Genomic DNA, 14788 nt, shown 5'->3' on the forward strand with positions numbered 1-14788 from the left:
TTCGTATCTTTCGCACGTCTAACAATAGAAAATTATCAGAAAACAAGAACTAAATAAAGAAAATTGTGATACAACTAACGAATATCAACAAGACCTACAACAACGGAGCGCCTCTCCATGTACTTAAGGGTATTAATCTCAACATCGAACAAGGAGAATTTGTTTCCATCATGGGGGCATCCGGGTCTGGGAAATCAACTTTACTCAATATATTGGGAATTCTCGACAACTACGATACCGGAGATTATTATCTGAATAACGTACTCATCAAGAACTTAAGCGAAACCAAAGCTGCCGAATACCGGAACCGTATGATCGGATTTATCTTCCAGTCGTTCAATCTGATTTCCTTTAAAGATGCCGTAGAGAATGTAGCACTTCCTTTATTTTATCAAGGAATAAGCCGCAAGAAACGAAATGCACTTGCCTTGGAATATCTCGACCGTCTGGGTTTAAAAGACTGGGCACATCACATGCCCAACGAAATGAGTGGCGGTCAGAAACAACGTGTGGCAATCGCACGGGCTTTAATCACCCAACCGCAAATCATTCTGGCAGATGAGCCTACGGGGGCTTTGGACAGTAAAACGTCTGTGGAAGTAATGCAGATTCTGAAAGATCTCCATAAACAGGGAATGACGATTGTTGTTGTCACCCACGAAAGCGGAGTTGCCAACCAAACAGACAAGATTATACATATCAAAGACGGAATCATCGAACGCATTGAAGATAATATCGACCACGACGCTTCTCCTTTCGGAAAAGACGGGATCATGAAATAAGTATGAAGTAATAAGTATTAATTCCATGTGGTCGCAGCACAGTCTAATACTTAATACCTAATACTTACCTATCACTTAATACTTAAAAAAATGATTGATATTTGGCAAGAAATATACAGTACCATCAAGCGTAACAAGCTAAGAACTTTTCTCACAGGATTTGCTGTGGCATGGGGTATCTTTATGCTGATCGTCCTGTTAGGCGCAGGCAACGGATTGATCCATGCATTCGAGCAATCGGCTTCCGAACGTGCCATGAACTCCATCAAGATTTTTCCGGGATGGACCAGCAAATCATACGATGGACTGAAAGAAGGAAGACGAGTGCAACTAGATAATAAAGACGTAGATGCCACCGACCATTATTTTCCGGACCATGTCATTAAAGCCGGGGCAACTGTGTGGCAAGGAAGTATTAATTTAAGCTTCGGACAAGAATACGTCAGTTTGAATCTTTCCGGTGTATATCCCAACCATACGGAAGTAGAAGTGGTGAAACTCTTCAAAGGACGTTTCATCAATGAAATCGATATTAAAGAGCGCCGGAAAGTAATTGTGCTCCATAAAAAGACCGCAGAGATTCTTTTCGATAAAACTCATACCGAACCTATCGGGCAGTTTGTCAATGCCGGCAATGTGGTTTATCAGGTAGTAGGGCTTTATAATGATAAAGGAGACAGCGGAGACAGCGACGCTTACATCCCCTTCACCACCCTGCAAACAATTTACAACAAAGGAGACAAGCTGAACAACCTTGTCATGACTACCAAGAACCTGGAAACGGTAGAAGCGAATGAAGCATTTGAGACTCATTACCGCAAGGTACTGGGGGCCAATCATCGCTTTGACCCGACAGACCATAGTGCTATCTGGATTTGGAACCGGTTTACCAACTACTTGCAACAGCAGCAAGGCTCGAACATGCTACGTATCGCTATCTGGGTAATTGGTATCTTCACGCTGTTGAGCGGGATTGTAGGAGTTTCCAACATCATGCTGATTACCGTAAAAGAACGTACCCGTGAATTCGGTATCCGTAAAGCTCTGGGCGCCAAGCCGATTTCTATTCTCTGGCTGATTATCGTAGAGAGTGTCACCATTACCACGATATTCGGATATATAGGTATGGTGGCGGGTATCGGAGTGACCGAATGGATGAATAACGCCTTTGGCAATCAGACAATGGATACCGGAATGTGGACGGAAACTGTTTTCCTGAATCCGACAGTAGATATAAGAGTCGCCATACAGGCTACACTCACATTAATAATAGCTGGTACGTTAGCCGGATTATTCCCTGCCCGAAAAGCAGTCAGCATCCGGCCAATCGAAGCACTTAGAGCAGATTAAGACTATGAGAATAGACATGGATACCTGTGAGGAAATCCTCATTACCATTACAAGAAATAAAACGAGAAGCCTGCTGACTGCATTCGGTGTTTTCTGGGGAATCTTTATGCTCGTCGCCCTGATCGGCGGCGGACAAGGACTGGAAGGCATGATGAAAAAGAACTTTGAAGGATTCGCGACCAACTCCGGCTTCCTTGCCGCACAGAAAACGGGTGAAGCTTACAAAGGGTTCCGCAAAGGCAGGTGGTGGAATCTGGAAGCTATCGACATCGAGCGTCTCCGCTCGAAAGTCAAAGATGTGGAGGTCATTACTCCTTCCATTGCCCGTTGGGGTTCCAAAGCCGTATACGAAGATAAGAAATACGATTGCAGCGTGAAAGGATTATATCCGGACTATCTCCACATCGAATCACAAGAAATGGCCTACGGCAGGTTTATCAACGAAGTGGATATACAGGAAGCGCGTAAAGTGTGCGTTATCGGAAAGCGTATCTATGAAAGCCTGTTCAAACCGGGAGAGGATCCTTGCGGTAAATACATACGTGTGGACGGAATTTATTATCAGGTGATCGGTATGTCTTCTTCCGAGGGGGACATGAACATACAGGGACGGGCTTCGGAAGCTGTCACCCTGCCTTTCACCACGATGCAGCAAACGTATAACTTAGGGGGACGGATCGATGTCATCTGCTTCACCGTGAAGCATGGAATCAAAGTGTCCGACGTACAACCGGAAATGGAACAGATTATCAAAGCTGCGCATTATATCGCTCCCAATGATAAACAAGCACTTATGTACCTGAATGCGGAAGCGATGTTCTCGATGGTAGACAATCTGTTTACCGGTATCAACATACTGGTTTGGATGGTAGGATTGGGAACTCTGCTGGCAGGTGCCATCGGCGTATCTAATATTATGATGGTAACCGTGAAAGAACGTACCACCGAAATTGGTATCCGCCGGGCAATCGGCGCACGCCCCAAAGATATCCTGCAACAGATTCTCTCGGAAAGTATGGTGCTTACCACCATTGCAGGAATGTGTGGAATCTCTTTTGCCGTCATGGTGTTGCAACTGGTAGAGATGGGAGCAAACGCCGACGGAGGAGACGTCCGTTTTCAGGTTACCTTCGGACTGGCAATCGGCACTTGCGCCCTTCTGATCGCATTGGGAATGTTGGCAGGTCTCGCACCAGCTTACCGGGCTATGGCTATCAAACCGATTGAAGCTATCCGCGACGAATAAAGAGGTGCAAGAGATTTCAATCATCAATCGTAAATAATAAAATCATAAATAAAGTCATGAAAAAGTATCTGAAAATCACATTATTGGTAGTCATTGCTATCATTCTTGTCGGAACATTCGTATTTCTGTATCAGAAGTCTAAACCCAAGGTAATCACTTACGAAATAGTAAAACCGGAAATCACTGATCTCCAAAAGACCACAGTAGCTACCGGAAAGGTGGAACCGAGAGACGAAATTTTAATCAAACCGCAGATTTCGGGTATTATCGACGAAGTGTACAAAGAAGCCGGACAAGCGGTGAAGAAAGGGGAAGTTATCGCCAAAGTAAAAGTAATCCCTGAACTCGGTCAACTGAATTCAGCAGAAAGCCGTGTGCGTCTGGCAGAGATTAATGCCACACAGGCAGAAACGGATTTTGCCCGCGTGAAGAAGTTGTACGAAGATAAACTAATCAGCCGGGAAGAATACGAGAAGAGTGAAGTAGCCTTGAAGCAGGCTCGTGAAGAGAGACAAACGGCTAAAGATAATCTGGAAATCGTAAAAGAAGGGATTACCAAAAACAGCGCATCGTTCAGTAGTACGATGATTCGTTCTACCATTGACGGGTTGATTCTGGATGTACCTGTAAAAGCCGGTAATTCCGTGATTATGAGTAACACGTTTAATGATGGAACCACGATTGCTACGGTGGCCAACATGAACGACATGATTTTCCGTGGTAACATTGATGAAACGGAAGTGGGACGTATCCACGAACAAATGCCGATCAAGCTGACAATCGGAGCTTTGCAGAATCTGACTTTCAACGCCATTCTGGAATATATCTCTCCGAAAGGAGTAGAAACCAACGGTGCCAACCAGTTTGAAATCAAGGCTGCGATTACCATTCCGGATTCCGTTCAGATTCGTTCCGGATATTCGGCTAATGCGGAAATCGTGTTGCAAAGGGCAAATCAAGTATTGGCAGTGCCCGAAAGCACTATTGAGTTTAATGGCGACTCTACATTTGTATACATCATGACAGATTCAGTGCCCGAACAAAAGTTCCAGCGTACACAGGTGACTGCCGGTATGAGTGATGGAATCAAGATAGAAATCAAGAAAGGAATAACTGCACAAGACAAAATAAGGGGTGCAGAGAAAAAAGACAAATAATTGAATTCAATGAAAATAATTCGTAAAACCATATCAGCTCTTCTGCTTGCCGGGATCGGAATCACTTCTATCCAAGCGCAGAACAACTCTCCGCAAGCATGGACATTGCGGCAATGTATTGACTATGCCATCGAGCATAATATAGAGATTCGTCAATCGGCCAACAGTGTTGAAGCCAATAAAGTGAGTGTAAACACTAGCAAATGGGCACGCCTTCCGAATTTGAGCGGCAGCGCCAGCCAAAACTGGAGTTGGGGACGTACTGCTTCTCCGATAGATAACTCGTATAGTGACATTAACAGTGCCAATACTAGTTTCAGCTTGGGAACCAACGTACCTATATTTACCGGTTTGCAGTTGTCTAATCAATATTCACTTGCCAAGTTGGATTTAAAAGCCGCTATAGAAGATTTGAATAAAGCCAAAGAAGACATTGCGATTAATGTCACTTCTGCTTATTTGCAGGTTTTATTCAACCAAGAATTAAGTAAGATTGCTCATAATCAGGTAGATTTAAGCAAAGACCAGCTTAAGCGTATCCAAGGACTTCACGGAGTAGGTAAAGCATCCCCTTCTGAAGTGGCTGAAGCGCAAGCCCGTGTTGCGCAAGACGAAATGACTGCTGTACAATCAGACAATACGTACAAGTTGTCATTATTAGACCTCACCCAACTTTTGGAATTACCTACGCCTGAAGGATTCGTGCTTGAAAGTCCTAAGGAAGAACTAGAGTTCGCCCCCCTCACTCCACCGGATGATATATACACACAGGCGCTTGCTTACAAACCAAGTATTAAGGCTGCAGAATACCGTTTACAAGGTAGTCTTAATAGCATTCGTATTGCTCAAAGTGCATTCTATCCACAATTATCCTTCAGCGCCGGCTTAGGTAGTAATTATTATACGGTGAGCGGAAGATCTGAAAACAGCTTCGGCAGTCAGATAAAGAACAACCTGAATAAGTATGTAGGGTTCAACTTGAGCATTCCGATCTTTAATCGTTTTTCTACACGAAACCGGGTACGCACCGCTCGTTTACAACAAATAGACTTATCTTTGAGATTGGATAACAGTAAAAAAATCCTTTATAAAGAAATTCAACAGGCTTGGTACAATGCTCTGGCTGCTGAAAGTAAGTATAACTCCAGTGAAGTGGCAGTGAAAGCCAATGAGGAGTCTTTCCGCTTGATGAGCGAAAAGTTCAATAACGGCAAAGCTACCTTTGTAGAATATAATGAAGCCAAACTTAATCTGACGAAAGCTCTTTCGGATAAGTTGCAAGCGAAATACGACTATCTGTTCCGGACTAAAATTCTGGATTTCTACAAAGGACAAGTCATTGAATAAAAAGAAATATATTTGAGTTTAGTTATAGTAGTTCCTTAAAACATATCCGTTGGTTCATTCGTTATTATAGAAAGAACTAACGGATATGAAGTATTTTATCATCATAGTGATCGTAATGATTAGTAATACATTTTTAGGAGTTGCTAAACCAATGAAAAATCAAGCTGAAATCTATTTTGCAGGAGGATGTTTCTGGGGAACAGAACATTTCCTGAAACAAATTCGAGGAGTAGAAAGTACTCAGGTAGGATATGCCAACAGCAACGTTGCCAATCCGAATTATGAACAGGTCTGTTCAGGAAAAACCAATGCTGCGGAAACAGTAAAGGTGGTTTATGATCCTAAAACGGTAGATTTAAATCTGCTGCTTGATCTGTATTTCAAGACAATTGACCCTACCAGCCTCAACCGTCAGGGTAATGACCGGGGAACACAGTATAGAACCGGAATTTATTATATAAATAAAGAAGATCTTCCTGTTATTAACCAGGCTATTAAACTATTGTCTGCACAATATAAGACTCCTATCGTCCTAGAAGTGAAACCATTGACTAATTTCTATCCCGCAGAGACTTATCATCAGGACTATCTGGATAAAAATCCGGGAGGATACTGCCATATCAATCCTGCTTTATTTGAAATGGCACGCAAAGCCAACGCACCGAAAACAAAAGTGTATCAAAAACCAGATGACTCAACCCTCCGTAAGAAACTGTCGGCAGAACAATATGCCGTAACCCAGAAGAATGCCACCGAACCGGCCTTCCACAATGAATACTGGAATGAGCATCGTCCCGGTATTTATGTTGATATTACCACCGGAGAGCCTTTGTTTGTCTCTACCGACAAGTTCGATTCGGGTTGTGGCTGGCCTAGCTTTTCCAAACCGATTCAAAAAGATATCATCGCAGAGAAGAAAGATACCTCGCATGGTATGATACGTACGGAAGTACGCAGTAAAACCGGGGATGCGCATTTGGGACACGTATTCACAGATGGCCCGAAAGAGAAAGGCGGATTACGTTATTGCATCAATAGCGCCTCCCTTCGTTTTATCCCGAAAGAGAAAATGAAAGAGGAAGGTTATGAAGAATATTTGCCACTCGTTAAATAGGTATCGAAAAGTAATATAAATCAATAAAATAGTTTATCTGAGAAACAAAACGGTGGATTATCCAATGAGGAAATCCACCGTTTTTTAATGCAGTTAAATTAAAAGAGAGAGAAGGAGTTTCACAACTCCTATTTATTTTTATCTGCTGGCGGTCAGCAGAGTTGCTTCATTCGTTGCGGGAGTAGCTACGTTCATAGCCCAATTCACACCGGATTCTTCAATCCACTTATCATTCCATTTATAGTTCATATAAGCTACCGGCATATTAGCGTCGTTCAATTCGTACACGCTCTTTTCAACAGCTGCATCGTAAGCTCTGTGAGAGTCATTCCAACGTGCGTATACCAAAGTGATTTCATTAGAAGAATAAATATAATCAATCTTGAAGTACGGCAGCCATTTGTCAGTGGAAGCATCCCATTTGAAAGCCTCTTTGGTAGCCATTCTCTTCTGATCGTCATAGGTAAAATCATATTTCATGTGACGATAAAGAGAACCATCCAATCTGTAAATCACTTTCGATACAACGAGATCATCTACTTTTTCTTCATTAGTAATGAAGTTATTGTTTTGTGCTTTCACTGTTGCATTAGAAATACCCGCAAATACCATAGCAACTAAAACGATCATTCTGAATAATACTGTAGTTTTCATAATTGTATATTTTTTATTTGTTCAACATTCAGTTTTTTGTTCTTCTGTTTATTAGACGGCTCAAGTGTCTCAAACGGTTGCAGCATTCTGAACTTTTTTCATTTTTCTTCGTTGTCCGCTTGCGACTATAGATATGCAACGAGCGTGCCAAAAAGATAACAAACTAATAATCAGGAAGATTACAAACAGAGTGGTGTACGAAAATGAACAGTTGTACGCTTAGAATCGAACAACTAATAAAAAAAACAGTTTATATACCACGAAACAGAATATTGTCTACCTTTGCACCCGATAAATTATCAAAATCAAACGATGAAAAAGAACAGTAAGAAACATATTCTTCTGCTGTCAGCCAGTGGAGGTATACTCATCTGTCTCATCAGTATTTATTTAAGTCGCAACGCTCTCTTAAGAAGCATAGTCGACAAACGTACATTTCATATTGAACAAACTCACGGGCTACGTATTCATTACGATAATCTGGAAATGAATGGATTGGATGAAATCATCCTCGAAGGTCTATCTGTTGTACCCGAACAACGGGACACATTACTGACACTCACATCCACCCGTGTCAAACTGAACTTCTGGAAATTACTAAGCAGAAAAATAAAAATACGTTATGTAGCCGCAGATGGAATTACACTTGCATTCACTAAGCGGGATTCCATCGCCAACTACGATTTCCTTTTTAGAAAGAGACCAGAGTATCTCACTCGAACGTCGCCACAAACGGACACCCAAACAAATTACGCAGAAAGAATCAACAAAATATTAAATTTATGTTATGGTTTTATGCCCGAAAACGGACAACTAAACAATATCTGTATCACAGAAAGAAAGGACAATAATTTTGTATCTCTCACTCTTCCCTCTTTTATCATTAAAGAAAATCATTTTCAATCCGTCATCACCATACAAGAAGACAGTTTAGCACAGCATTGGATAGCCGATGGTGAACTGCACCAACATTACAACTCATTAAAAGCAACGCTTTATTCATCTGATTCTCTAAAAGTTTCCATACCTTATATAACACGTAGATATGGTGCTAAGATAACCTTTGATACTTTATCGTATAGCCTGAAAAAAGAAATTGGGCCTTCCAAACAAATCTATCTCAAAGGAAAAGCGAGAGTGAACGGACTGGACGTATTTCATAAAGCCCTCTCTCCTGAAATCATTCATCTCGATCGCGGACAGCTCTGTTACGAGATGAATATAAACGGACACTCATTTGAATTGGACAGTACTACCATTGTTGACTTCAACAAACTCCAGTTCCATCCTTATTTACGTGCCGAGAAGGAAAAGGGAAACTGGCATTTCACTGCGGCAGTCAACAAATCCTGGTTTCCGGCAGACGACCTGTTCAGTTCTCTGCCAAAAGGATTATTCAGTAATCTGGAAGGTATCAAGACAAGTGGCAAGCTGGCTTATCATTTTCTGTTAGATATTGATTTTGCGCAACTGGATAGTCTCAAACTGGAATCTGAATTGAAAGAAAAAGATTTCCGTATCATAAGCTACGGAGCTACTTCACTCTCCAAGATGTCCGGTGAGTTCATTTACACAGCTTATGAGAATGGAGTGCCGGTACGAACCTTCCCTATCGGTCCTTCATGTAAACACTTTACCCCTCTGGACAGCATTTCCCCCATTCTAAGAATGTCTGTCATGCAAAGCGAAGATGGAGCATTCTTTTATCATCGCGGTTTCCTGCCCGATGCCTTACGGGAAGCACTGATTTACGACCTGCAAGTGAAACGCTTTGCACGAGGAGGAAGTACGATCACCATGCAATTGGTAAAGAATGTATTCCTGAACCGTAACAAAAACTTTGCGCGTAAGCTGGAAGAGGCATTGATTGTGTGGCTGATAGAGAATGAAAGATTAACTTCCAAAGAACGTATGTACGAAGTATATCTGAATATTGTAGAATGGGGACCGCTCGTTTATGGTATTCAGGAAGCTTCTGCTTACTATTTCAAGAAACGCCCTTCGCAACTGACCACGGAAGAAAGTATTTTCCTGGCTTCCATCATCCCGAAACCCAAACATTTCCGTAGTTCTTTTGCAGAAAGCGGACAATTAAAGGATAATATGGAAGGTTATTACAAGCTGATTGCAAAACGTCTTGCACAGAAAGGAGTAATAAGTGAAATCGAGGCGGATAGTATCCGCCCCGATATCCAAGTTACGGGCGACGCCCGGAATAGTCTAGCCGGTGAAAAACCGGAGTCTAGTTCTCCTTCCGCTGAGGAGCAATGAGATTGATATAAATAATAAAGGAATAGGTTATCTTCTTGAATTGCTGTTTCTTTCAGAGGAACGGGAAGAGCCTTGAGTGCTATTGCTTCTCGTACTTCCGGAAGAAGAACGTCTTTCTGTTTGTCCGCTGGAAACATTGCTCCGGGTAGAGCTACCACTGCTTCGAGTAGAGCTCGAACTACCGCTACTACGGTTAGAGGTAGTACTGCTGCTACGGCTAGAAGTATGGTCACTACTGCGACTGGAATTACTGCGGCTAGAGCTAGAGCTACTACGACCGGAAGAACTATTGTTTCTTTCAGAACTGTTATTTCTATTATAGGAACCACTACTATCGTTTCGTCTACTTGAACTTTCCCTTGAGCTGCTACTTGTTTTTCCACTTTCACGGTTGGAACCAGTACTTGTTGAACTTCCGCTTGTCGGTCTGCGGTTAGAGTTTGAAGAACCGGAACTTGTTTCCGGGCGACGACCTGGATTACGCTCCCCTTCTACTCTATTTGTATTCCCGTTTCTATTAGGAACAACATCTTTATTCGGTCTCCCACTTCCGGACGGTGTAGACGGTCTGACAGAAGTCGAAGGTCTATCTCCTGATTCCGGACGGGGACGAGTCGACGTACCAGGACGTGTTGTCGATGAACCCGGACGGGAAGAATTACCCGGACGTGTCGGTGCATTATGCGGACGAGTAGAAGTATTTGGGCGGAACCGGACAGAGCCGAAATCCGAACGACGATAAGAGTGATATACTCTCTGATCTCTCACCCGGTGCGATGCAGAGTAATGGTTGAAATTAGTATATCTTCCCCGATAGTAGCTTGTATGGTGAAAGTGTGGACGATAATGCGCTCCACAATAAGTACGGTAATGATAAGGCACACCGAAATAAAACAAGCTACGGTTTGGGTAATTGACGTAAACCCTGAAACTCCATTTCCCTCCGGTTACATAAATCGGCCGATAGAAATACTCGGCCCCCAGAAACCGGCGATACTGCGCATCACTCAATACCCATCGAAGATCGTCGTTACGGATATCCAAAGCTTCATAATAATCATCCAATGCCCATTCGTAACCACGCGCTACGTAATCCATTATATTACGGACAGAATAAATAAAATCGTAATTAATCTCATACGCATCATTATATTGCTGTGTACTCAAGCTCAATTCATACGCCATCTTATCGGTAAGAAAACGTGTTTCCTTACGTACCTTGCTAGTGCTCATTCCAGCCATTACGGTCATATTGGCGGTCAGACCGACAGCAAAGACTAAAAACAGTATTCGTTTCATAATTCAATCTCCTATCATTTATTATTCCGATGATATTCCTCAATAAACTTATGCATCTCATCCTTATATGCATTAGAAAATAAAATATCGATCACCTTATTAAAATTCCGTTTATCCCTTACATAAGGGTACAATTTCTTCATCATCTCTACCTGGTCAGGAGTATAAGAAATCTCTTTCACTATTTTCACGCATTGATTTGAAGTGACATCATACGTTCTCAACATCTGATTGATGAGTTTCTTCTGATCTTCATTCATGACCGTGAATTTGAGCTTATTGATGAACTCATCAAACTCCTGGTCCGTCATTAAACGAGGCTCTTCCGCCTGTTCGTGATTAGGATAAACCTCCACGGTAGTGTTTACAGCGGGGGGCACCATAACGGGATGCATCGGTGAAGGTCTGCCATACCCCCTGAACGTATCCATACTGACCACTTCTCTATTTACAAACTGGACGACTATTGTCATAGGCTCCGAGGTGAGTACAGGTGTACCGTTATCACGATGGAACTCCCATTCTTCCATATCACCGTCAAAACGCCGGAAATCAGGTTTTCCCAAAATGGACTCTACTTGTGATTGAGACATTCCCTGATGTATACCCATCACCTGTTTGGTAGATACATAGCTGGTAAAACAGCTACTAACCAATATCCCCAGCACCAAACACAGCATAAGATGTATCTTTTTCATAACCGTATCATTTTTAGTTAATAGTATCAACGCCTACCGTATTCTATCACAAAATCTTTCATCTTTTCCTTACTGGAACTAAATGTCAAGGTATTAATTACCAAAAGGAAAGCTTCTTTATCCACAATCCGGGGATACATCATCTTCATAATCTCCATCCGGTCGTCATCGAATGTATAAAGTTTGGTCAGTTGGAGACATTGGGCAGATGTAAAATCAGAACCGGCCAATGCAGCATTAAGCAACTTTATACGGTCATCTTTAAAAGGCTCCTTCTTCATCTCATTATAAAACGTTTGAAAGAGCTGATCGTTCATGACCCTGTTGTAACCATATCCCGGGCGGTGTTCTCCTTGTCCCGGACGATGTTCCCCCTGTCCGGGGCGGTCGGGTCTTTCCGGGTGCATGTTATCACGTCCGTCCACCCATATCTCTTTCACTCCCCGTCCATCAAAATAAACGTAGTCTTTATACAATTTTTCTCCTTTCCATACTCGCTCTCCCGGACGTGTAAAGCGGGTAGCAAACACTTCAACAGTATAATGTCCGGGATTCAAATTGGCTATAAAGCAGGTAGTAGTAGGCAAACAGATCTGGTTTCCTCCCAAGTAAACAAGAATCGGAGTATTTCCGCCGTCGATACGGATTCCTTTAACAGACTGCGCTTTTAAGGAAAGGGCAGCGAACAGGATGCAGAAACTTATTATAATCTTACGCATAGCTTATCTAGTTTTTATTATTTATATCTTTAATCTGATATCACAAAAATAGGGTGAGGAAACTCCCCACCCCAATGATTCTCTCTATTCGTATGTAGGGAAATCCCTATTCTGTTTAGGAATCCGCCAAAACAATGCCATCCTCGTGCAAGGTAATCAGACGTTTCTTATACAAGTCGCCCACGCCTTTCTTAAAGGTTTTCTTGCTGACACCAAACGTGTCGTAGATATCTTCCGCAGGACTTTTATCATTCAAACTGATTCGTCCCCCGTGCTCTTTGATATAGTCTAGCAGCGTTTTCGAAAAATCATCTATCTTTTCAAAACCGGGTTTCTGAAGAATCAAATCTACCTTACCATCTTCACGCACCTGTTTCACAAAAGCTTTCATCTCCATCCCTGTCTCCAACGGACAGAATATTTCATTTTCATACAATAAACCGCTATACTTGTCATCTATAATTGCTTTAAAGCCTAAGTCCGTCTTCTGCCAGATAAGAATATTCACCTCTGCTCCCGGAGTATATTCCGGCTTTTCTTTCGACAGATAACGTTCCACTTTTGCCGAAGCTACAATACGATAACTCTCTTCATCCACATGCGCATGAACCACATACTTCCGTCCAACCAGCATTTTCATCTTCTGCTCACGGAACGGCACAAACAGATCTTTCATCAATCCCCAGTTCAGGAAAGCTCCGTATTGATTTACCCAGGAGACTTCCAGACAAGCAAACTGTCCGACCTGCACTAACGGAGTCAGTGTCGTAGCAATCAGCCTCTCATCCATATCCAGGTAAAGAAACACATTCAAAAAATCTCCGATCTTACAATCCTCGGGCACATAGCGGGTAGGCAACAAAATTTCACCTTCTTCCCCACCATCGAGATATACGCCGAAATCGACTTCTTTCACGACTTCAAGCTGGTTGAACTTTCCTAATTCAATGCTCATATTCTTATCTATTTATTATATAGAATACAAAGATAATCTATTTTGAATAGATCTCTCAATCAGTCAGCTATAACTTTTCGTTATCGGGCAAAACTATTTGCAATGAACAATTTGCTTTCTAATATGTTAACTTTGTAGCGACAAAAAGAAAGAGTAAATTATTCACCTTTTAAACATATAAGATTATGGAATTTCTAACCAACGAGAAACTTACGATTGTGGGAGCTGCCGGAATGATCGGCTCCAACATGGCACAAACAGCCATGATGATGAAACTCACTCCGAATATTTGTCTCTATGATCCATTCGCACCTGCTTTGGAAGGAGTAGCTGAAGAACTGTATCACTGCGGTTTTGAAGGTGTCAACCTTACCTATACTTCCGACATCAAGGAAGCGCTGACCGGAGCTTCTTATATTGTTTCTTCCGGTGGGGCAGCCCGTAAGGCAGGTATGACCCGCGAAGATCTGTTGAAAGGAAATGCAGAGATTGCCGCTCAATTCGGAAAAGACGTTCATCAATATTGCCCGAACGTAAAACATATCGTTGTTATCTTTAATCCTGCGGATATCACCGGGTTGATTACTTTATTGTATTCAGGTTTGAAACCGTCACAGGTTTCTACATTGGCCGCACTGGATAGCACCCGCCTGCAAAACGAACTGGTGAGATACTTCCATATTCCTGCTTCTGACATTCAGAATTGCCGTACGTATGGCGGTCATGGAGAACAAATGGCTGTATTTGCATCTACCACCAAAATAAAAGGAGAGCCCCTGACCGATTTCATCGGTACTACCCGCCTTCCGTTGACGGAATGGGAAGCACTGAAAGTACGTGTCATCCAAGGTGGAAAACATATCATCGACCTGCGCGGTCGTTCTTCTTTCCAAAGCCCGGCTTATCTGTCTATCGAAATGATTGCCGCAGCTATGGGGGGACAACCATTCCGCTGGCCTGCCGGAACGTATGTTTCCAATGGCAAATTCGACCATATCATGATGGCGATGGAAACTTCAATCACTAAAGAAGGCGTCACTTATAAAGAAGTAGCCGGAACTCCTGCCGAACAGGAAGAATTGGAAAAGAGCTACGAACATTTATGTAAACTTCGTGACGAAGTGATTGAAATGGGGATCATCCCAGCCATTAAGGACTGGCATGCATTGAATCCCAATATTGACTAATCAAACAAT

At 42.4% G+C, this 14788-nt stretch carries 13 protein-coding genes; 8 read left to right on the forward strand and 5 right to left on the reverse strand.

The window, feature by feature from the left end; translation table 11 throughout:
- Positions 1-65 precede the first annotated feature (65 nt).
- From GD631_RS01955 to msrB, 6 genes are all read left to right on the forward strand, one after another.
- Positions 66-782: an ABC transporter ATP-binding protein gene (locus tag GD631_RS01955; RefSeq protein ID WP_143260237.1), complete on the forward strand. Its 717-nt coding sequence runs from the start codon at positions 66-68 to the stop codon at positions 780-782.
- A gap of 90 nt (positions 783-872) precedes the next feature.
- Complete coding sequence (locus GD631_RS01960) at positions 873-2132, forward strand: ABC transporter permease (RefSeq protein ID WP_143260236.1); 1260 nt, start codon at positions 873-875, stop codon at positions 2130-2132.
- Positions 2133-2136: 4 nt separating this feature from the next.
- Entirely contained in the window at positions 2137-3378 is a 1242-nt protein-coding gene (locus GD631_RS01965; RefSeq protein ID WP_004315004.1) for an ABC transporter permease, read from the forward strand.
- Positions 3379-3434: 56 nt separating this feature from the next.
- Positions 3435-4535 carry an efflux RND transporter periplasmic adaptor subunit gene (locus tag GD631_RS01970; RefSeq protein ID WP_143260235.1) on the forward strand — a complete coding sequence of 367 codons (1101 nt, stop codon included), beginning with the start codon at positions 3435-3437 and terminating at the stop codon, positions 4533-4535.
- 9 nt (positions 4536-4544) lie between these two features.
- Positions 4545-5882: a TolC family protein gene (locus GD631_RS01975; RefSeq protein WP_143260234.1), complete on the forward strand. Its 1338-nt coding sequence runs from the start codon at positions 4545-4547 to the stop codon at positions 5880-5882.
- An 85-nt stretch (positions 5883-5967) separates the two neighbouring features.
- A complete protein-coding gene (gene msrB / locus GD631_RS01980) occupies positions 5968-6996 on the forward strand; it encodes a peptide-methionine (R)-S-oxide reductase MsrB (RefSeq protein WP_143260233.1) in 1029 nt (342 codons plus the stop codon).
- Between the two features lie 138 nt (positions 6997-7134).
- Here the strand turns inward: msrB and GD631_RS01985 are convergent, their stop codons facing one another.
- Positions 7135-7650, reverse strand: a complete 516-nt coding sequence (locus GD631_RS01985; RefSeq protein WP_143260232.1) for a DUF3836 domain-containing protein — start codon at positions 7648-7650, stop codon at positions 7135-7137.
- A 312-nt stretch (positions 7651-7962) separates the two neighbouring features.
- Between GD631_RS01985 and GD631_RS01990 the strand changes: the two genes are divergently transcribed.
- A complete protein-coding gene (locus GD631_RS01990) occupies positions 7963-9921 on the forward strand; it encodes a biosynthetic peptidoglycan transglycosylase (RefSeq protein ID WP_143260231.1) in 1959 nt (652 codons plus the stop codon).
- 27 nt (positions 9922-9948) lie between these two features.
- Here GD631_RS01990 and GD631_RS01995 read toward each other — a convergent pair whose 3' ends face one another.
- From GD631_RS01995 to GD631_RS02010, 4 genes are all read right to left on the reverse strand, one after another.
- On the reverse strand, positions 9949-11220 hold the full coding sequence (locus GD631_RS01995; RefSeq protein WP_143260230.1) for a hypothetical protein: 1272 nt from the start codon (positions 11218-11220) through the stop codon (positions 9949-9951).
- Between the two features lie 14 nt (positions 11221-11234).
- Positions 11235-11918 carry a DUF4476 domain-containing protein gene (locus GD631_RS02000; protein ID WP_143260229.1) on the reverse strand — a complete coding sequence of 228 codons (684 nt, stop codon included), beginning with the start codon at positions 11916-11918 and terminating at the stop codon, positions 11235-11237.
- 26 nt (positions 11919-11944) lie between these two features.
- Entirely contained in the window at positions 11945-12637 is a 693-nt protein-coding gene (locus GD631_RS02005) for a proline and serine-rich protein 1 family protein (RefSeq protein WP_143260228.1), read from the reverse strand.
- A gap of 115 nt (positions 12638-12752) precedes the next feature.
- Positions 12753-13592, reverse strand: a complete 840-nt coding sequence (locus tag GD631_RS02010) for a CvfB family protein (RefSeq protein WP_143260227.1) — start codon at positions 13590-13592, stop codon at positions 12753-12755.
- A gap of 185 nt (positions 13593-13777) precedes the next feature.
- Between GD631_RS02010 and GD631_RS02015 the strand changes: the two genes are divergently transcribed.
- Positions 13778-14779: a malate dehydrogenase gene (locus GD631_RS02015; protein WP_143260226.1), complete on the forward strand. Its 1002-nt coding sequence runs from the start codon at positions 13778-13780 to the stop codon at positions 14777-14779.
- The last annotated feature ends 9 nt before the right edge of the window (positions 14780-14788 follow it).

Source organism: Bacteroides luhongzhouii (genome assembly GCF_009193295.2).
Classification (GTDB): Bacteria; Bacteroidota; Bacteroidia; order Bacteroidales; family Bacteroidaceae; genus Bacteroides; species Bacteroides luhongzhouii.

Excerpts from the sequence above, each read along its gene's own strand:
- GD631_RS01960 (WP_143260236.1), top strand. The coding sequence starts at position 873 with ATGATTGATATTTGGCAAGAAATATACAGTACCATCAAGCGTAACAAG.
- GD631_RS01965 (WP_004315004.1), top strand. The coding sequence starts at position 2,137 with ATGAGAATAGACATGGATACCTGTGAGGAAATCCTCATTACCATTACA.
- GD631_RS01970 (WP_143260235.1), top strand. The coding sequence starts at position 3,435 with ATGAAAAAGTATCTGAAAATCACATTATTGGTAGTCATTGCTATCATT.
- GD631_RS01975 (WP_143260234.1), top strand. The coding sequence starts at position 4,545 with ATGAAAATAATTCGTAAAACCATATCAGCTCTTCTGCTTGCCGGGATC.
- msrB (WP_143260233.1), top strand. The coding sequence starts at position 5,968 with ATGAAGTATTTTATCATCATAGTGATCGTAATGATTAGTAATACATTT.
- GD631_RS01985 (WP_143260232.1), bottom strand. The coding sequence starts at position 7,650 with ATGAAAACTACAGTATTATTCAGAATGATCGTTTTAGTTGCTATGGTA.
- GD631_RS01990 (WP_143260231.1), top strand. The coding sequence starts at position 7,963 with ATGAAAAAGAACAGTAAGAAACATATTCTTCTGCTGTCAGCCAGTGGA.
- GD631_RS01995 (WP_143260230.1), bottom strand. The coding sequence starts at position 11,220 with ATGAAACGAATACTGTTTTTAGTCTTTGCTGTCGGTCTGACCGCCAAT.
- GD631_RS02000 (WP_143260229.1), bottom strand. The coding sequence starts at position 11,918 with ATGAAAAAGATACATCTTATGCTGTGTTTGGTGCTGGGGATATTGGTT.
- GD631_RS02005 (WP_143260228.1), bottom strand. The coding sequence starts at position 12,637 with ATGCGTAAGATTATAATAAGTTTCTGCATCCTGTTCGCTGCCCTTTCC.
- GD631_RS02010 (WP_143260227.1), bottom strand. The coding sequence starts at position 13,592 with ATGAGCATTGAATTAGGAAAGTTCAACCAGCTTGAAGTCGTGAAAGAA.
- GD631_RS02015 (WP_143260226.1), top strand. The coding sequence starts at position 13,778 with ATGGAATTTCTAACCAACGAGAAACTTACGATTGTGGGAGCTGCCGGA.